14 protein-coding genes are annotated in these 18,201 nt (G+C 58.3%); 6 read left to right on the top strand and 8 right to left on the bottom strand.

The window, feature by feature from the left end; all coding sequences use genetic code 11:
- The first annotated feature begins 104 nt into the window (after positions 1–104).
- Together ACIOVD_RS07050 and ACIOVD_RS07045 are read left to right on the top strand one after the other, a co-directional pair.
- Positions 105–2,231, top strand: a complete 2,127-nt coding sequence (locus tag ACIOVD_RS07050; protein WP_401126825.1) for a TonB-dependent receptor family protein — start codon at positions 105–107, stop codon at positions 2,229–2,231.
- Positions 2,232–2,352: 121 nt separating this feature from the next.
- Positions 2,353–3,294, top strand: a complete 942-nt coding sequence (locus tag ACIOVD_RS07045) for a hypothetical protein (RefSeq protein WP_401126823.1) — start codon at positions 2,353–2,355, stop codon at positions 3,292–3,294.
- Between the two features lie 171 nt (positions 3,295–3,465).
- Here ACIOVD_RS07045 and ACIOVD_RS07040 read toward each other — a convergent pair whose 3' ends face one another.
- Positions 3,466–4,404 (bottom strand): RHS repeat-associated core domain-containing protein, encoded by a 939-nt coding sequence (locus ACIOVD_RS07040; RefSeq protein WP_401126821.1) that lies wholly within the window; start codon positions 4,402–4,404, stop codon positions 3,466–3,468.
- A gap of 501 nt (positions 4,405–4,905) precedes the next feature.
- Between ACIOVD_RS07040 and ACIOVD_RS07035 the strand changes: the two genes are divergently transcribed.
- A complete protein-coding gene (locus ACIOVD_RS07035) occupies positions 4,906–5,916 on the top strand; it encodes an alpha/beta fold hydrolase (protein ID WP_401126819.1) in 1,011 nt (336 codons plus the stop codon).
- 301 nt (positions 5,917–6,217) lie between these two features.
- The gene (locus tag ACIOVD_RS07030) at positions 6,218–6,844 is read left to right on the top strand and encodes a transcriptional regulator (protein ID WP_401126818.1); all 627 of its coding nucleotides are present in this window, start codon (positions 6,218–6,220) and stop codon (positions 6,842–6,844) included.
- A 22-nt stretch (positions 6,845–6,866) separates the two neighbouring features.
- On the opposite strand, the gene ACIOVD_RS07025 is transcribed toward ACIOVD_RS07030, so the two are convergent.
- The 5 genes from ACIOVD_RS07025 to ACIOVD_RS07005 form a co-directional block, all read right to left on the bottom strand.
- Positions 6,867–7,565, bottom strand: a complete 699-nt coding sequence (locus ACIOVD_RS07025) for an RraA family protein (protein WP_401126817.1) — start codon at positions 7,563–7,565, stop codon at positions 6,867–6,869.
- 43 nt (positions 7,566–7,608) lie between these two features.
- A complete protein-coding gene (locus tag ACIOVD_RS07020; RefSeq protein ID WP_401126815.1) occupies positions 7,609–7,998 on the bottom strand; it encodes a RidA family protein in 390 nt (129 codons plus the stop codon).
- Positions 7,999–8,276: 278 nt separating this feature from the next.
- Positions 8,277–9,554 carry a dicarboxylate/amino acid:cation symporter gene (locus ACIOVD_RS07015; protein WP_401126813.1) on the bottom strand — a complete coding sequence of 426 codons (1,278 nt, stop codon included), beginning with the start codon at positions 9,552–9,554 and terminating at the stop codon, positions 8,277–8,279.
- 134 nt (positions 9,555–9,688) lie between these two features.
- Positions 9,689–10,654: a threo-3-hydroxy-L-aspartate ammonia-lyase gene (locus tag ACIOVD_RS07010; protein ID WP_401126811.1), complete on the bottom strand. Its 966-nt coding sequence runs from the start codon at positions 10,652–10,654 to the stop codon at positions 9,689–9,691.
- 20 nt (positions 10,655–10,674) lie between these two features.
- Positions 10,675–11,646, bottom strand: a complete 972-nt coding sequence (locus ACIOVD_RS07005; protein WP_095171625.1) for an ornithine cyclodeaminase family protein — start codon at positions 11,644–11,646, stop codon at positions 10,675–10,677.
- 416 nt (positions 11,647–12,062) lie between these two features.
- Between ACIOVD_RS07005 and ACIOVD_RS07000 the strand changes: the two genes are divergently transcribed.
- Together ACIOVD_RS07000 and ACIOVD_RS06995 are read left to right on the top strand one after the other, a co-directional pair.
- On the top strand, positions 12,063–12,326 hold the full coding sequence (locus ACIOVD_RS07000) for a hypothetical protein (RefSeq protein ID WP_095171623.1): 264 nt from the start codon (positions 12,063–12,065) through the stop codon (positions 12,324–12,326).
- Positions 12,327–12,493: 167 nt separating this feature from the next.
- Positions 12,494–13,129: a DUF502 domain-containing protein gene (locus ACIOVD_RS06995; RefSeq protein WP_095171621.1), complete on the top strand. Its 636-nt coding sequence runs from the start codon at positions 12,494–12,496 to the stop codon at positions 13,127–13,129.
- Between the two features lie 12 nt (positions 13,130–13,141).
- On the opposite strand, the gene ACIOVD_RS06990 is transcribed toward ACIOVD_RS06995, so the two are convergent.
- Both ACIOVD_RS06990 and ACIOVD_RS06985 read right to left on the bottom strand, forming a co-directional pair.
- Entirely contained in the window at positions 13,142–13,708 is a 567-nt protein-coding gene (locus ACIOVD_RS06990) for a nucleotidyltransferase family protein (protein WP_401126809.1), read from the bottom strand.
- Positions 13,709–13,810: 102 nt separating this feature from the next.
- Positions 13,811–18,196 carry a response regulator gene (locus tag ACIOVD_RS06985; RefSeq protein WP_401126807.1) on the bottom strand — a complete coding sequence of 1,462 codons (4,386 nt, stop codon included), beginning with the start codon at positions 18,194–18,196 and terminating at the stop codon, positions 13,811–13,813.
- Positions 18,197–18,201 lie beyond the last annotated feature (5 nt).

Below are 18,201 nucleotides of genomic sequence, written 5' to 3'. Positions count from 1 at the left end.
CACTGAAATTCACGGTAAAAAACCGCGTTTTCATGTGTTCCCCGGGGGCTCCCCGGCGTCGCAGTTGTTTACTGCCCGCCCCCTTTCCGTCTGGAGTTCGCCCGATGCCCGCGTCCAAATCCTTGCCCACTGCATTACTCGGCCTGGCCCTGGCCTGTCCGGCCATGGCCGAGGCGCAGGGCCTGGAGTTGGGCCAGGTGCTGATCGGTGCCGAAGAGCGCAGCGGCGAAGACGCCTCGGTGGAGGAAGCCAAGGCTCGGCTGGCCCAGGTGCCCGGTGGCAGCAACGTGGTCGACATGCGGCGCCCGCTCCAGGGCCGGGTGGCCAGCAACCAGGATGTGTTGGCCTATCAGCCGGGGATCTATGCCCAGTCCGCAGGCAACGAAGGGGTCAAGATCTCGATCCGAGGCTCGGGGATCAACCGCGCCCCGGGCGCCCACGCCTCGGGACTGTACGCCATGTTCGACGGCCTGCCCCTGACCGGCCCCGGCGGCACCCCCTATGAATTGCTCGAACCGCTGTGGCTCGATCACGTGGAAGTGCTACGCGGCGCCAACGGTTTCGACCGCGGCGCCCTCGCCCTGGGCGGCGCCATCGACTACGTCAGCCACACCGGCTATGACTCACCGCTGTTGCAGGTGCGCTACGGGATCGGCAGCCACGGCTACCAGCAGCGCCAGATCAGCTCCGGCCAGGTGCTGGGCGACTTCGACTACTACCTGGCCGTGACCGACGCCCGCTCCGATGGCTACCAGGACCACACCGCCAGCGACAGCCAGGGGTTCATCGCCAACGTCGGCTATCGCTTCAACCCGAACCTGGAAACCCGCTTCTACCTGCGCTACCGCCAGACCGACAACGACCTGGCCGGGCGGGTCAGCAAGTACTCGATCGAGCACGACCCACGGGCCGCCAACCCTGCGTACGTGGCGCGCGACGATCGCCGCGAGCAACCGGGCAGCACCTTCATCGGCAACAAGACCACCTACTACATCGACGACGATTCGAGCATCCAGACCGGCCTGGTCTACCACGACTACCCGATGGACCTGCGCGAAGGACCCAACCGCCTGAAAGTCGCCTACAGCGATGTCAGCGGCACCTTCGACTACAAGCGCCGCGACACCCTCTGGGGCCTGGAAAGCCAGAGCACCCTGGGCCTGCGCACCACCAAACACCTGCCCAACGCCGGCGCCAGCGAAGAAGTGCGCATCCCCACCGGCAACACCGCAGGCTACGCCCCGGGCACACCGATGCGCGACTTCACCTACCAGGGTTCGGACTCCGTGCTGCACGCCGGCAACGACCTGGAAATCGCCGACGACCTGTGGCTGACCACCGGCCTCGCCGCCCTCTACACCCGCCGCGAAAGCGCCGTCACCTACCCCGAGGAAGGCGGCAAGACCAGCCAACACGACTGGGACTACGCCGCCCGCCTGGGCCTGCGCTACCAGTTGACGCCCGGCGTGCAAGTGTTCGGCAACCTCAGCCGCTCGGTGGAAGCGCCCCACCCCTGGTCGCTGATCTACAGCTCCAACATTCGTTTCCCGCAAGGCAGCGGTCCCGCCACCGGCACCCAGCGCGACCCGATCGAACTGCAAAACCAGACCGCCACCACCCTCGAACTCGGCGGACGCGGCGATGCCGCCCTCGGACAATGGAGCCTGTCCTGGTACTACGCCCAGGTCCGCCATGAACTGCTCTCCGTCCTGCCGGACGCCAACACCGTCACCCCCTACGAACTCAACGCCAGCCCCACCGTGCACCAGGGCGTAGAAGCCAGCCTGCAAAGCACCCTCTGGGCATCGCCAACCGGCGAACAACTGAGCCTGCGCCAGAGCTACACCTTCAGCGACTTCCACTACCGCGACGACGACCACTTCGACGACAACCGCCTGCCCGGCCTGCCGATGCACTACTACCAAGGCGAACTGCGCTACGACTGGCCCCTGGGCTTCTTCGCCGCAATCAACAGCCAACTGGTCTCCAAAGTCGCCGTCGACTACGCCAACAGCGAATACGCCGACCCCTACGCCCTCTTCGGCGCCACCCTGGGCTACAACGCCCCGAAGGGCGACTGGCAAACCTGGCTGGACCTGCGCAATTTGACGGATAAACGGTACGCGGCGACGATTACGCCGGGGTACGACGATAGGGGGTTGGATGCAGCACGGTCGACGCCTGGGGAAGGGTTTGGGGTTTATGCGGGGGTTTCTTGGAGTTTGCGGTGAGGGTCGCTCACCAGCAAAGTCTTACACCGTCTGGCATCGGTGATGCTCTACTTCGCAACGCACGGACCTGACGGGCTATCGGGTCATACATTCTGCTGCATTAACTGTTTGGGATCTGCCCATGGACACCGCCGGAACCGCTTTACTGCCCTTCGTTGGAGAGGACTCGCTGGAGAGTCTCAAGAAATGTGCCTTGATGGTCGACAAGGTAGCCCTAGTATTCCTGACGAGCATTCCCCGTGCCAAACGGGCGCGTTTCCCCTTGTCCGTTGCCTACTACAATGAAGAGCAGATTCGCCGCGTCTCCACAGATCTCAACTTTTTGTTCGACCATGGTCTGCTGGATTCTCCAATGGAGGATCCGAGATCGTCGGGATTCGAGATGGAAGACTTTGACGCTGACCTCCCGGCATGGGTCATCAGAACAGCAAAGAGCACGTCCTACTTCCAGCCAGGAAAAGGTTCGCTCGACGAAACCCTCTCAGAGATCACTCGCCTAGAATGGCTTATGGAAGCGACGCCTGAACTGGAAATCTCCGGAATCCGCAACTTATTCCATAACATACCCATCGTTTTAGGTAGCAGGTCCCTGCAACAACAGCAATCCCGGGCTGTAGCCCAGGACAACCAGAGTCTCGTTCTTGATCTGATGCTTGCCAACGTTCCCCAACCAAGCCTCGAAACTCCTTGGGAGGCGATACTAGATTGGCGAAATGATGAGGAAGCGAAGATCAAATTCAGGCGTCTGAAAAACTGGATGAACAAGACCTCCGAACGCAAGGACCTGAACCCCGATCACCTGAGGGATGAGGTTCTGTACCTTCTGGATGAGTACCAGCAATACATGACCATTCAGAAAGCGAAATTCTCGACCAGCACCCTGAGAACCATCGTTACTGGCGCTGCGGAGGTACTCGAGTCGTTGACCAAGCTCAAGTTCAAATCTCTCGCAGAAATGCCCTTCAAGATCAGCGAGGCTCACTTGGCCGTACGTGAAGCGGAGTTGAAAGCGCCCGGCAGAGAGTTGGCTTACATCGTTGACGCCCACGACAATTTCAAGTGATTCCATCCAGCCAACCGGATACCCCTGTCTAGTCCTCAAGTAGGTGAATCATATTTCAGGACTAGACAGTGTTTTTTGGTAAAACAAAACTTATGAGTGAAATCAAGCAGATCTTCGTTGATACCATAGACTGCCCCACTTTTTGTCGCTGGTTAGTATCCGGATTTCGGATTAGAAACCTTGCTCACGAATAAAATCCCTATGTTCTGACAGATCAAATGGTTTTTCGAGTGCTTGATTGTCGCCCGCTAAGTACGCGCGTGCCTGTCTTATATCATGGGATAACTGTAATTCCAGTTCAAGGTCTTTGCGCGATCCGTATTGTTGAAATGATCGGCCTTGTGATGGAATCGTGCCATTTTGTTGTGCGGGATTCTTTGGCGAAGACGTGCCGCCTGCCTGCGATATTTCCTTCGGTGTGGCTATGCCGTATTCTTGTACTACGTGTGGTTGTGTGCTTGCGAGATTTTTGGAGCTCGGTGTGCCAGCGGAAGCAGGTGTTCTAAGTTTGCTTGGTGTTCTACCAAATACATTTTTAATGCCCTTCCACAAGCTATTAATAATCCCGGGGCCTTTCCAGTGTCCTGTAGCATCGCTCCCAAGTACTGGCTCTCCCTCGCAGTAGGCATATGGATTCAGCCCGCCAATCCCAAATGGGCTCAAGTTATCCGGACTATTGAACCTCATCAGCACTGGATTAAACGCCCGATACCCATTCCCCAGCAAATAATGCCCGGTCAGCGGATCCGGCCGTTCGCCGTTGAAGCCAAGCAGGCTGAGCAGGCCGCTGGGCACCGGGCGGTGGCCGTAGGGCGAGTAGGCGATAGGCTGCAGTGGGGTTTCTTTGTTGAGGGTGCGCAGCACCGAGCGTTGCAGGTCGGTGGCCAGCAGGCGGGTGTCGAGCGCGGCATCCTGGCGCAGTTGTTGCGCCAGAAGTTGGTCGTCGTGTTGGACGATTGAGTACGCGATTGCACCCTGTATCTCGGTCGCCAGGCGGCTTTTGCAGTAGAAGCGCTGACGTACCGGGGTGGTTGATCGGGTGTGGCTGGTCAGTCGATCCAAAGGATCATAGTGATAGGTGCAGAGCAGGGTGGGTTGTGTAGAAGACATGGCGTGCACTCCTGGCTTTCAAGGGGGCATGACCTAGAAAGTTTGAGTATCGGAGTTTTTGCTCAGGCTGGGAACTAGCAGAACTGATAGGTTCACCGTGTGCCGGTTTTAGTGTAAGGAACTGTCAAAGGGGACGCCCATTAGCCGGTCTCCTTATAGTTCGAATTTGCAGAATCGGTGCTTCAGGTTCTGAAGCGACTGTACGGTAAATGCTTCGTACTTATAGAGGTGCGGTGGAGGTGACATCAGTTCAAAAAGGAGAAAAAGGGGAGAAAAAGTGGACGAATTTATTATTCCTCCGCAGCGAGGAGAATTGTAACCGTCCGATCAGCATCCTCTCCTGACCGTTCTCCAAATTAGCCAAGATAGTAACCAATCCGATGATTTGACGAGGCTGGCGGGAAGGTTTTGCATAGTCAGGAATTTGTTCATGCTCTTCACGCTACCTTAATTGTGGGTCTATTTAAATAAAGTCCTGAACTAATTCATAATTGGTACGATATGATTTCTGGAAATGTTTTCAAAATTTCACTGCTGGCATCGATAGTCGTTTTAGGCTCTCAGCAGGCCCAAGCTGCAAGCATTTATGGGCCTCAGCTGGAAGGATTTTCCTACCCCTACCCTCTGCAACACATCAATTTCACGTCTCAATCTCAAGAGGTTCAGATGGGGTACATGGATATTCCTGCTGAAAAAGCCGGACCCTCTGAAACGGTTGTTCTTCTGCACGGTAAAAATTTTTGCGCTGCAACGTGGGATAGTACGATAGGCGCGCTGCATGCAGCCGGGTATCGGGTCATCGCACCTGATCAGATTGGCTTTTGTTCTTCGAGCAAGCCTGCCAACTATCAATACACCTTCCAACAGTTGGCCGATAACACCCATGAGCTGTTGAAACACCTGGGCGTCAAAAAAGCTACCATCATCGGCCACTCAACCGGTGGCATGCTGGCTACCCGATACGCCCTCATGTATCCCGCTGACACCGCAAATCTGGTCTTGGTTAACCCTATCGGGCTTGAAGATTGGAAAGCGCAGGGGGTGCCCTACCGAACGGTTGATCAGTGGTTTGATCGAGAGCTGAAGCTCAGTGCTGCAAGCGTCAAAGCTTACGAACAGAAGACCTATTACGATGGCCGCTGGAAGCCTGAGTACGATAAGTGGGTTGATATGCTGGCAGGGCTTAATGCTGGCCCCGGACACCGTCTTGTAGCCTGGAACTCGGCTCTGATCTACGACATGATTTTCACCCAACCGGTCGTATACGAGTTTCCTAAACTCCAAGTGCCAACGCTCTTGATGATTGGCCAGGCCGATACTACGGCGATCGGTAGTGACAGCGCTCCGGCTGAGGTCAAAGCGAAGATCGGAAATTACCCAGAGCTGGGTAGGGCCGCTAAAGGGGCGATCCCTGGGGCAGAGCTGATCGAGTTTCCTGGTTTGGGTCATGCCCCTCAAATGGAGGAACCCGCTGAATTTAACCACGCGCTAATAGGGTGGATGGCAAAATGAACGGCTAGATTTTAGCCGGCATCGCCACCTTTGACGCGTTACACATCTGTTCGCCTTATACCCAAAATAAAACGCTTCTCGCAATCCACACGACCGTGTCGTTGGGTTTGCGAGAAGCGCTCGTGCGGATGGCCACTGGCGATTGTGCCATTGGGTGTCAGCGCACATCTGGAGAGCGAATGCTAACTCTTAGCTTCTTTCTTGAGTGAATCATTCAAAACGAAAGGTACTGAGAAAAGCGGGTCATAGCCTGTTATCGTCCTCTCACTGAAACCTTTTACTTTTGCTGGACATCTTCACGATGAAGAAAACTACCCCCGAGCAACAGGCGCTGATAAGTCAGCTGGAGCAAATAGCAGAAGGCTTGAGCCAGACCTTCAGCCCATTTTGCGAAGTCGTATTGCACGATCTGCGAGATCCCGAGCACGCAATATTGGCCATTCACAATAATCTTTCTGGCAGGGAGACCGGGCAATCGGCTACCGAGTTGGGGCTTGCCCGGATTGCCGATCCCGCCTATCCCCAAATAATTGCCAATTATCCCAATCAATTCAAAGATGGGCGCCAGGCCAAAAGCACTTCTATTGGAATCAAGGACTCCACTGGACGGTATGTGGCCGCGCTCTGCATGAACATTGATCTCACCCTGTTTAGGGGGCTGCAGGGCATGCTGGATCAGTTCGGATCCTTCAGTGGCGATCGTCCGCATGAGTCGCTCGAATCGAGCGGTGCAGAAACGATTCGCGCGCGCATTGATCAGTTTGCTGCACGGCTATCCACTTCTCCCCGTGCGCTGAAGGCTGGCGATCGGCGAGTATTACTTCAGGAGTTGAAGGCGTGTGGCCTCCTCGATATCAGAAAGGCCATGGAAACGGTGGCTTCACACCTCGGCGTATCCCGCGCAACGGTGTATAGCGATACGAGGTGATCAACACCTCGTATGAGCTCGGCTACACAGGACAGCCTTTGGCCCTGAGCATCGCATTGAACCGATCAGGGTCAAGTGTGCCGTCTTCAATTCCCTTGAGGATCGACGCTTCCCGATCCAGCAGTTGACGGCAGCGCTCATAAACCCTTGCGAGCTGGTCCTGAGCGATGGCAACAACGCCGTCGGAATCGCCTATCACCAGGTCACCCGGATTAACGACCAGCCCTGCGCACGACACTGGGATATTGATCTCACCAGCACCGTCCGTACTTGGGCCACGGTGGACACAGCCGAGGGCGAAAATCGGCATCTTGCCGTCCAGCCAGTCGTCATGGTCACGAAGCATACCGTTTATGACGATCCCGACGATCCCGGCTTTGAGCGCCATCGCCCGCATGATCCCCCCAATGATGGCTCTAGTCTGGTCCCCACTGCCATCTACCACCAGGATATCCCCAGGACGTGCCATCTGAATGGCATTAAGCGTCATCAGGTTATCGCCGGGGCGAACTCGCACGGTGATCGCTGTGCCGCACATGTGGCCGCGCCCGTGAAAAGGGCGAAGTCCTAGCCCGCCTACGTTGCGACCCAGACAATCACTGATGATTGCGCTGGGGACTTGGCTGTACGCAGTCAGCCACTCTTCAGGGATAACAGCGGGTGATGGATTGATTTGGAAGCCCGTGGGCCAAGCTTCATTCGACGCGACATTGAGCATCATCGATCTCCTCTGAAATGCCAGAAATGGACGTACCTTCAGCGCTTCAAGTAGCGTTGGTTTCAGTGCGTGCAACTGCCTCAATCTCAACCAGGTAGCCATGGTGCAGCTCTGGTACCGGTACCACGGCGCGAGCTGGACGGTGGCTGCCCAACATTTCGGAGTAGATCCGGTCAAAGGCCGGCCAGTGCTTCACGCCTGCGACGTAAACAGTGACTTTGACCAGGTCGCAGGGAGAACACTCTGCGGCATGCAGGATGGCCAGCAGGTTGTTCAGTGCAACTTGTGCCTGTTCGGTGAACGACGCCTCAACGTTGTGAGTGCCATCCGGACTAACGGGAAGCTGGCCCGAAATGTAAAGCGAGCCTTGGTGAATAACCGCTTGCGAGTAGTGACCGGCAGGTTGGGAAGCCGCATCGGTGCTAACAATTTTCATAAGTAACCTTGTCTAGGTGGAGCCGGCGCAGCAAGCGATGCCTACGGCGTCAGCTCTTGGATGTATCAATGAGCGTTTGTGGAGGCTGCCTGAACCTTGCCAGGCTCGGTGACGCCGCTCGCGGAAAGAAGTTTGGGAGAACCCGAGACTACTGTGTGTTTAAGTCCATCGATGCCACAAAGCCGCATTTGGTATCACCGATTTCACGCTTGCTGGCGGAACCTGCGATAGTTCAACCCGCTGCAAGTAACAGGACACTTGGTAATCCCAGTTTTTGATTACACGACTTGAGAACTTTTCTCAGCGTAAATTGTAGTTTCAACTTCCTCACGCTCATTACCGTGTCGACCGATGACGGCTGTTGCGACACCGCAGCCAAACACGTTGGTAGCGGTGCGCCCCATGTCCAGGATGGGGTCAACGGCGAGGATGAGAAGTAGGCCTGCTTCCGGAAGGCCCATCATCGGCAGACCCGCAGCCAGGACGACCAGAGCGCCCCGCGCTACACCTGCGGTACCTTTGCTGATAACCAGTAGCGTCAGCAACACCATGATCTGGTGGGAGACAGTCATTTCAATGTTGTACGCCTGGGCGATGAACATCACGATGAAGGCTTGGTACATCATCGAGCCGTCCAGGTTGAATGAGTAACCCAACGGCAGGACGAAGCTGCTTACACGTTTGTTGGCGCCAAATTTGTCCATGGCGGCAATGGTTTTCGGGTACGCGGCCTCACTGCTCGCCGTAGAGAAGGCAATCAGAATTGGCTCACGCATATACTTGAACAGGTCTTTGATGCGTGGGCCGAGGGCCATGTAGCCGGCAAGCGTAATTAACAACCAAAGAATTGCTAAGCCTAGGTAAAACTGCCCAACCATCTTGCCAAAGGTCACGACCATTTCCAGACCATGTACGGTGATGGTGGCGGCGATGGCTGCAAATACAGCCAGTGGAGCCACATACATGACGTAATCGGTAACCCTGAACATGACATTGGCCAATTCTTCGAGCATGTCCACGATGATGGACTTGCCTTTGCCTCTGCCCTTGACGAACGCTAATGCAGAGCCGAAGAACAGCGAGAACACAACGATCTGCAGCACTTCGTTTGTACCCATTGCCTCAATAATGCTTCGAGGAAATACATGGGTGAGGAAGATCGGCAGGCTAAAGCCAGAAGTGTTCAAGCCTGTACTCACGGCTTCACCGTTCACGGTCAGGTTCAGACCGACACCTGGCTGGAAAATATTGGCTAAGACCAAACCGATGGACAGGGATACCAGAGAGGCAATCAGGAACCAGGTGATGGCTTTAAAGCCGATACGACCCATCGAACCGTTCCCTGACATGCTGGCCACCCCGGTGACCAGGGTGGCAAGCACCAACGGTGCGATAACCATTTTGATCAGACGTAAAAACACGTCAGTGACCAGGTTCAGGTATCCGGAAATTTCTTTTGCGGCCGCAGCATCCAGCTGACTGTGGAGCGTGCCTCCTAGGACCACGCCGAAAATCATCGCGATAACTATCGCTTTAACGAGAAGGCGGCTTTTCATGTGCACCTCTTTTTATAGTGGCCTTATTTATGGCCATGTTGTCTGGGCTAAATATATGTTCGTTAAATTCCGGCAAGATGGTGCCGTCAGGCGCTGTTGAGCACCTGATTTTCACCAGATAAAGCTAACTATCCTTAGGACTGGAGAAACTTTCCAAGCTTGTCGATATCAATATTACCGCCTGTAATAATGACGCCAACTCGTTTGCCCTGGAGTTCATCCTTGAACTTTCTTACTGCGGCAAGCCCCAGACATCCGGTGGGTTCAACCACAATCTTCATGCGCTGAACAAAGAATTTCATTGCAGAAAGCAATTCTTCGTCAGTGACAGTTACAACCCGGTTCACACCATTCAAAATAATTGGAAAGGTATAGTTGCCAAGATGCTGGGTTTGAGCGCCATCCGCGATGGTGTCAGGGGTGTCGATGTGAACAATCTCACCTGAATTGAAAGATTGTTGTCCGTCGTTACCTGCTTCAGGCTCAACGCCGATCACAGCGCACGCTGGCGCCAATGCGCGTGTCGCCAAGGTGGTTCCCGACAACATGCCGCCGCCACCCAGGCCTACAAACAAGGCGTCCAATTGACCGACGCTTTCAAACAGCTCCTTGGCGGCAGTACCCTGGCCGGACAGCACGTCTGGATGATCATAGGACGGGATCAGCGTCATGCCATGCTTGGCGGCCAGTGCCCGACCGATAGCCTCGCGGTCTTCGGTATAACGGTCGTAGAACACAACCTCGGCACCATAGCCTCTGGTAGCAGCGACCTTGGCTGCAGGAGCGTCAGTTGGCATGACAATGGTGGCCGGGATCTTCAACAGTTTGGCCGCCAAGGCGATTCCTTGTGCGTGGTTCCCCGAAGAGAACGCTACAACACCGCCTCGACGTTGCTCTTCGCTGAATTTAGCGAGCGAGTTGTATGCCCCGCGGAACTTGAAGGAGCCGGTACGTTGGTAGTTTTCGCATTTGAAAAATACCTTTGCGCCGACTTCCTCATCGATCGTACGAGAAGTCAGAACAGGCGTGACGTTGGCTGCTCCCTCAAGTCGCGTAGCCGCGTCGACTACGTCTTGATAAGTTGGCAGAGAGATGTGCATAGAAAAATGTCCTCAAAGATTTACCACGGCCAAGAAATATCGTGGCCAATACCTTCGATATTGGCTTGCTTGAACAGAAGCTGAGCAACTGTCAGGTCTTGCAGCGCCAACCCCGTCATGTCGAAGAGGGTGATGTCATTGGCACTACGTATGAATTCGACTTGCCCTGTCAGCAGGTCACCGATTTCGATTACTGGTGAAGCCGGCGCCCATTGCGTTTCGCCGAGCTGGCAAGCTTGAGCTTTATCGTCGACAAAGATTTTGGCCTTGGGCAGAAGCCCTTCCGGCACTTCCCTTTTGCCCTTGGTGTCTGCACCCACGCAGTTGAAGTGCGTACCGGGTTGGACGGCGTCCAGGTCAAACAGCACCTGCCCTCCGGGCGTCGCTGTGATAACTACATCACTTTTGGATACGGCATCGTTTGCCGATGCGCTGTGGCGCATGGAAACACGTTCTGAAAACTGCGATTCAAATTGGGCACTCGGTACGCCATCTGCCGTCAGATAGGTGACATGCTTGATGCCGGACATCACGCGAAGCGCGTAGTCCACTTGAATGCCAGCCTGTACGCCGGTGCCGAAAACGCAGAGTCGCGAGCTGCCTCGACGAGCAAACATCTCCAGACCCAAGGCCCCGGCAGCACCTGTACGGAGTGTCGTAATGACGTTGCCATCAATGACACACAGTGGCCGTCCGGTCGTAGGATCAATCAGCAGGATGGTCGCTTGATGAGGCTCACCTTGCAGGGCACGGTTAGTGGGCCAGAAACCGGCGGCTTTGAATCCGAGCACGCCCTGGTTGGCGATACCACCGGATTTGATTCCAAAGATGCCACCCGTACTCAGCGCTTCGCGAACAACGGGGAAGATTTGGCCATCTCCTGCGCTGTGCAGGTAGAAGGCTTCGCGAACGGCGAAGAGGATCTGCTCGGGTAGCACTAGGGCATTGACACTGTCCCTATCCAGCAGTTTTAGCATTTCAATCTTGGACATTTTACGCGCCTGGCACAATAGCTATATCAGACATATTATCCAGAACTAGACAATCTGTAAAGACAAGGCGCAGCCGTCTGTCATGAAAGGGTGCCCACTCAGCTAAAAATTAGAACAGGCTGCAAAGATGTCTTGCGGCACAGGTAGCGCTTTACGCGTTACGGGTCGATCACGGTTTTTGCCTAGTAGATTGCCAAGCCCGCCGGATTGATGTGTGGTTCGAATGTCCGCTTGTGGCAGTTCCCCGCCCATCACGACAAACGGAAAACCCCCACCTTGTACAACCCCCCATCTCGTCCTATCGTTAAATCCCTCAGAGCACCTTTAAATTCACGCGGCCCAACAGCCCCAGTTAACCGCGTGTGATACAGAGATCGGGGCAAGCACTGATTAGATTCAGTGCAAGGAGAATGCTCATGATCCGCAGATACTATCTAACCGCCCTCACCGCCCTGGCCCTTGCAGTTGGCGGCTCCTGGGTGCCGACACTGGCTTTCGCCACCGATCAGGCTGACCAGCGGCAGGAGTCGCGCGATACCAAGCAGGAGGGGCGTGATGCTTCTCGGGAGACCAAGGAGGCCTGCAAGGAAGGCGACGAAAAGAGTCGCGCCGATTGCCGTCAGGACAAGCGCGATACCAAGCAAGACACGCGCGACACTGCGCGAGACATCAAGTACTGATTGCGTAGATCTCACCCCCGCACTTCGCTGCGGGGTCAGGACAGGTTGATCCTTCGGTTATCGGTTGGAGCTGCGCGGCGTGTTGATTGGAGCGCCGCGCACAACAACTGCAGGGGGCGATCAAGGGGCGCGGCCCTATTCCGCCAATCCCGACAGGGGCAGTGCATATGAAGACGGCGCTCGGATACTTCGCCAAACGGGTACTTGCTGGTCTGCTGGTTATCGTCCCGATTTACCTCGCGATCCTGGTGCTGCTCAAGGGCATGAAGTCGCTGGGACAACTGGTGCGACCCTTCTCCCAACTGTTGCCGGAATGGCTGCCTGCCGAGCAGTTGTTATCGTTGATCCTGGTGTTGTTGATCTGCTTTTTCATTGGCGCCGCCCTGCGTACCGGTTTGGGCGAGCGCACCCGCGCGCGGGCAGAACGGGCGGTGTTTGAAAAAATCCCCGGCTACAGCCTGTTCCGCAGCCTGACCCAGCAAGTGGCGGGTGATAGCCGGCAAAACGTCTGGAAGCCGGCCTTGGTCGAAATCGAAGATGCGCTGGTCCCGGCGTTCATCATTGAGGTGTTCGAGGACGGCCGCTATACGATTTTCGTCCCTTCGGTGCCCACGCCATTGGCCGGCGCCATCTATGTGCTGGAAGCAAGCCGCGTGCATCCGCTGGATGTGTCCTTCACTGATGCCTTCAAGGTCATCAGCAAATGGGGTTTGGGTGCCAAGGATCTGGTGGCGGCCATGGAAGCCGGGGCCAAGCGGCCTGAGGTTCCAGTGGTCGCCAGCAAGGTTGATGCAGCACCTTGATTCGCCTCGTTCTCAAGAGCAGTAATCCACAACCTTCAGCCAAGGCCAGCGCTGCTGGTAACTCTGTGCCTTCTGGGCAAACAACTCGGTCTTGGGGTTCTTCCGGTTGATCCGCAACAAACCCTGCTGCGTGTCGGCCAGGCCATGGGGGGCGTAGAGTTCGCCGCTGGTGATGTCCAGGCCGATGCAGGTGCCGGCGATCAGGTAGCGGTCGACGCCGTCCCGGGTTGAGTGCAATTGCGGATAGTCGCTGCCGAATCGCTGGCGGTACCACAGGTGGACACGGGCCTGGTTCTTCAATTCGATGTTGACGTCGAGGTCGTGGAACAGTTGGCGGCCGGCCTGGATGACCTGGTCTTCGGCTTCCCAGGACAGGTCTGGGTCGAAGTAGAAGATGTCGTAGTCCTTTACGCCCCAGTCCAGGGGGCGTTGGGCCTGTTGGTTCCAGATGGCCTGGAACAGGCAGCCGGCGGTGAGCATGCATTGGTCCAGGCCGAGTGCGGGTAGGCGGGCGGTGATGAGTGCGTTGACTGGGTTGGCCAGTGCGACCTCGAGCAGGGTTTTGGCCGTTAGTGTCATGTTGATCCTTTTTGGGTGGGGCTCCGGGGTGCTGAGGATAGCTTAGCGTTGGGGGGTGTGGATTGTAGTGATTTGGCACCCTGCTCTATCTCCGTCAGTTGGTCAGGACAGGTTTTCCAGGAGCTCCAGGGCTTGGTCGAAGTCGTAGGATTGGGCTTGTTGCATCACTTGATTTAACTGTTCGGCCACTCGTGGGCCTGATGCCAGTCCTTGCAGGGTGTGCAAGGCGCTCAGGGCTTGGGCGTCGCTTTCGGCCAGTAGGTCGCGGACGTGGGCCAGTTGGGTGTGCCATTCACTGTCCAGTGGGGGCGCGTCGATTACCGGTGCTTCGTTTAGCTGCGCCAAGCCGGCCAGCAGCGGGGTCAGGTGCTGTTCGACGGCCGCCAGGCGTTCGGCCAGGTCCGGTTCGCTGGCGCCTTGCAGGCACGCTTGCTCCAGGGCACCGGCGGCTTGGGCCAGGGCGGTGGCGCCGATGTTGCCGGCGGTGCCGCGCAAGGTGTGGGCGAGTCTGGCTGGCGCCGCTGGATCGGCCTGGGTTCGCGCGCTGCGGAATTGGCCGTCAAAGCCTTGTTGGCTGGCGTTGAATTTACCCAGCAGGCGCAGGTAGAGGTCGGTCTTGCCCATGCAGGTGGCGAGGCCGGCGTGCAGGTCGATCCCGGGCAGGCTGGCGGGCAGGCTGCTGGTCGTTGCATTGGCCGCGGCCATCTCGGCGGCAGGGGCGCCGCGCCCTGGACGTGGGTGTATCCACTTGGCCAGGGTGGCGAACATGTCGTCAATGTTCAGCGGTTTGCTGATGTGGTCGTTCATGCCGCAGGCCAGCGCCCGCTCGCGGTCGCCCGCCATGGCGTCGGCGGTCATGGCGATCACCGGCAGGTCGGCCCAGCGCGGCTGCTCGCGGATTTTGCCGGTGGCGGTGTAGCCGTCCATCACTGGCATCTGGCAGTCCATCAGCACGCCGTCGAAGTCCGAGTCGCGCTGCAATTGCTCCAGCGCCTCGGCGCCGTGGACGGCCAGGCACAGTTCGATCCCGGCGCTCTCGAGCAACTCACACGCCAGCTCGCGGTTCAGTTCGTTGTCTTCCACCAGCAGCACCCGCGCGCCACGCAGGCTGGCAATGGCGCTGGCGCTTTGGCCGGAGCGCTCGTTGGCCCGGGTGTCGACCTGGGGCGCCTTGCCGAGAACCGTGCCCAGCGCTTCGAGCAAGGTCGAGGGGGTCACCGGCTTGGTCAGCACCACCGGCAATTGAATACCGTGGCGGCTGGCTTCTTCGCGGGCTTCTTCGCGGCCAAAGGCGGTGACCATGATCACCGACGGGGTTTGTGCCAGTTGGGCGGCATGCATCTGCAGCACCGTCTCGACCCCATCCATGCCGGGCATGCGCCAGTCCATCAGCACCAGGTCGTAGGGCAGCATCCGGGCTTCGGCGTCCACCAGCTTGGCCAGGGCCGTCCGGCCACTCTGCGCGACATCGACTTCGACGCCAAAACTGCGAGCCATGGTCGAGAGAATTTCCCGCGCGCTGGCGTTGTCGTCAACCACCAACACCCGGCAGCCGAGCAATTCGTCGGCGGTCAGCATGCGCCGCACATGGCTCTCGCGTTGCAGCCCCAGGCTGACCTCGAAGTGAAAGGTCGAGCCCTGGCCCGGCTCGCTCTCGACCCATATCTCGCCGCCCATCAGTTCCACCAGATGCCGGGAAATCGCCAGGCCCAGGCCGGTGCCGCCGTATTTGCGGGTGGTGGAACTGTCTGCCTGACTGAAGGGCTGGAACAGACGCGAGCACTGTTCGGCGCTCATGCCGATGCCGCTGTCACGCAGCCAGAAATGCAGCTGCGCCTGCCCTTCCCCACCACCGCGCTGCTCCACGCCGAGCACGATTTCGCCCTGCTCGGTGAACTTGGTCGCGTTGTTGCCCAGGTTGACCAGCACCTGGCCGAGGCGCAACGGATCACCGATCAACCCGGTGGGCAGTTCGGCGGCGATGCTGAACAGCAGTTCCAGGCCTTTGTCCTCGGCCTTGAGGCCAATCATGTTGGCGAAGCCGTCGAGCACGTCTTCTAGGTGGAAGGGAATCTGCTCCAGGTGCATCTTGCCGGCCTCGATCCGGGAGAAGTCGAGGATATCGTTGATGATCCCCAGCAGGCTTTCCGCCGAGCGATGGACCTTTTCGATGTAGTTGCGCTGGCGATGGTCGAGCTCGGTGCGCAAGGCCAGGTGGCTCATGCCGATGATGGCGTTCATCGGGGTGCGGATCTCGTGGCTCATGGTCGCCAGGAAGTCGCTCTTGGCCCGGGTCGCCTCCTCTGCCGTCTCGCGCGCGCGCTGCACCTGGGCCTCGGCGATCTTGCGATCGGTGATATCGAAGTACCAGTTAGCCCCCATGCCCCGCTCCCCCTGGGTCAGGGTGACGCTCGACACCAGCACCTCGAAACGCTCACCGTCGGTGCGCTGCAGGCTGGCCTCGAAGTTGAGCACCGCCCCTTGTGCCACCTCGGCGAGAAACCGTTGATGGGCCTCGGGCTCGACCCAGAATTGGCTCAGGTCGCTGCCCTGCAGTTGCCCAAGCTGGCTGGCGAACAAGCGGTCGAATTGCGGATTGCTGTAGGTCGGGCGGCCATCGGCGTCTTTGATCAGCATGGCCACCGGGCTGCTGTCGAGGACCGCGCGCAACTGGACCTCGCTGGCCTTGAGCGCCGCCTGCAGTTGCCGGCGCTCGCTGACATCGCGTACCGAGGCGCACACACACATGCCGCTCCCTTCCAGGCTGGGCAAGCGTGACAGGCTGATCTCGGCGGAAAACAGGCTGCCGTCCTTGCGCACGCCTTGCAGGTCTTCGAGGTTGGCGCCCATCTGCCGGGTGTCGCCGTGGCCGATGAAACCGTCGCGCAGCGCCACGTGACGGCCGCGACTGGCCAGCGGCACCAGACGCTCGATGGCCGCGCCGATCAGCTCGCCGGGGGCGTAGCCGAACAGTTGATCCAGCTGACGGTTGGTCCTCAGGATGTGCCCACCATCGTCCACTACCAGCATGCCATCGGGCGCCGCTTCGATGATGCCGCGATACCAGGCTTCGGTGGCGCGCAGTGCCCCTTGCTGGGTTTCCAGCGCCTGGGCCTGGGCCTCCAGTTGCAGCGCCTGTTGCGCCACTTCGCTGGCCTGGCGCCGGGTTTGCGCCAACAGGGTCTTGACCGCCTGATTGCGCTCCATGATCGCCATCGCGGCGGCCAGTCGTGGCGTGGCCTCCTGCAACAGTAGCCATTCACGCTCGTCCAAAGGCTGCAGGCTGGCCAACTCGAACACCCCCAGCAGGCGCTCGCCATGCACGATCGGTTGCAGCAGCAGGCAACTGGCCGCTACCTCGCCCAGCGGCGAGTGCAACCGCCAGTACTGCTGCGGCAACGCCTGCAACTGTCGCACCTGGCGATCCAGCGCACACTGGCCCAACAGGCCGTCGCCGAATGGCACCTGGTCCTTGGGTGGGTGCTCGGAATCGGTGGCATAACCGCCCATCAGCTGCAGCGTGGCGGCGTCTTCCTGGGCGCTGTACAGCACCGCCTGGCAGATGCCGTGCAAGCCCGCGATGTGCAGCAGGAATACCTGCGCCAGTTCGTCCGGGGTGTCGGCCTGCTGCAGGTCGATCTGCAATTGGGCGATATGGCCCTTGATCCAGCGCTGGCGCTCCAGTTGCTGGGACTCGGTCTGCAGTTGGGCGATGGCCCGCGCCAGGTCCCCGGTTTCATTGTTCAGGTCGGTGTGGGGGATCGGCTGGTCGAGCTGCCCGGCGGCCAGTTGATCGACCGCCACCCGCACCCGATTCAACGGATTGCGGATCGACTGGCTGGCCAGCCACGACAGCAACAACGCCAACGACAGGCCACCGAACAACAGGATGTAGGTCAGCAAGGTACTGCGTTCGGCGTACTCGACTATGCCCTTGGCCGTGTCGCGAATCGAGGCTTCCTTGATTTGCGCAATACCGTACAAATGACTGTCGGCCTGCCGGGCGATCCTCTGGAACTCGCTGCTGTTAAGCAGCAATAGCGCCTGACTCTGCCGACCCTGGTCGATCAACACAAAAGCCTGTTCGCTGTAGCGCTGCAACTGTTGCAGCATCAGGTCGATCTCGGCCAGGCGCGCGAGGTTCTCCGGGCGCTTGAGGGTGACCTTGGCCTGGGCCAGGGCCAATTGCAGGCGTTGCCGGTTGTCAGCCAACTGCTGCAGGGCTTCGACGCGGATCTGCGCACTGTCGGTGCCCACCGCTCGCTGCAGGGTTTGCATCAAATGGGGCAGTTGCACCCGCGCTTCATGCAAGTACTCCATGCCGACCAGTTCCTGCAGATAGAGGTTTTGCATGTCCTGCTTCAGCGATTGCTGAGTGCGCAGGCTTTGCACGCCGAGCACCAGCACCAACAGCAGCAGCGCGGCGAATCCCAGGAGCAGTTTGTGCAGCAGCGCGAGACGCTCGAGCAGGGTGCGAAATCCAGCCATTACCT

Origin of the sequence: Pseudomonas sp. NPDC087626 (genome assembly GCF_044743405.1) — a bacterium.
In the GTDB taxonomy this organism is placed as follows: Bacteria; Pseudomonadota; Gammaproteobacteria; order Pseudomonadales; family Pseudomonadaceae; genus Aquipseudomonas.
Note: the sequence above shows the minus strand (reverse complement) of the source record. Positions and strands in the feature narration are given on the sequence as shown.

What these genes read in the sequence shown, in the direction of transcription:
- ACIOVD_RS07050 (WP_401126825.1), top strand. Translation starts at nt 105, where the DNA reads ATGCCCGCGTCCAAATCCTTGCCCACTGCATTACTCGGCCTGGCCCTG.
- ACIOVD_RS07045 (WP_401126823.1), top strand. Translation starts at nt 2,353, where the DNA reads ATGGACACCGCCGGAACCGCTTTACTGCCCTTCGTTGGAGAGGACTCG.
- ACIOVD_RS07040 (WP_401126821.1), bottom strand. Translation starts at nt 4,404, where the DNA reads ATGTCTTCTACACAACCCACCCTGCTCTGCACCTATCACTATGATCCT.
- ACIOVD_RS07035 (WP_401126819.1), top strand. Translation starts at nt 4,906, where the DNA reads ATGATTTCTGGAAATGTTTTCAAAATTTCACTGCTGGCATCGATAGTC.
- ACIOVD_RS07030 (WP_401126818.1), top strand. Translation starts at nt 6,218, where the DNA reads ATGAAGAAAACTACCCCCGAGCAACAGGCGCTGATAAGTCAGCTGGAG.
- ACIOVD_RS07025 (WP_401126817.1), bottom strand. Translation starts at nt 7,565, where the DNA reads ATGATGCTCAATGTCGCGTCGAATGAAGCTTGGCCCACGGGCTTCCAA.
- ACIOVD_RS07020 (WP_401126815.1), bottom strand. Translation starts at nt 7,998, where the DNA reads ATGAAAATTGTTAGCACCGATGCGGCTTCCCAACCTGCCGGTCACTAC.
- ACIOVD_RS07015 (WP_401126813.1), bottom strand. Translation starts at nt 9,554, where the DNA reads ATGAAAAGCCGCCTTCTCGTTAAAGCGATAGTTATCGCGATGATTTTC.
- ACIOVD_RS07010 (WP_401126811.1), bottom strand. Translation starts at nt 10,654, where the DNA reads ATGCACATCTCTCTGCCAACTTATCAAGACGTAGTCGACGCGGCTACG.
- ACIOVD_RS07005 (WP_095171625.1), bottom strand. Translation starts at nt 11,646, where the DNA reads ATGTCCAAGATTGAAATGCTAAAACTGCTGGATAGGGACAGTGTCAAT.
- ACIOVD_RS07000 (WP_095171623.1), top strand. Translation starts at nt 12,063, where the DNA reads ATGATCCGCAGATACTATCTAACCGCCCTCACCGCCCTGGCCCTTGCA.
- ACIOVD_RS06995 (WP_095171621.1), top strand. Translation starts at nt 12,494, where the DNA reads ATGAAGACGGCGCTCGGATACTTCGCCAAACGGGTACTTGCTGGTCTG.
- ACIOVD_RS06990 (WP_401126809.1), bottom strand. Translation starts at nt 13,708, where the DNA reads ATGACACTAACGGCCAAAACCCTGCTCGAGGTCGCACTGGCCAACCCA.
- ACIOVD_RS06985 (WP_401126807.1), bottom strand. Translation starts at nt 18,196, where the DNA reads ATGGCTGGATTTCGCACCCTGCTCGAGCGTCTCGCGCTGCTGCACAAA.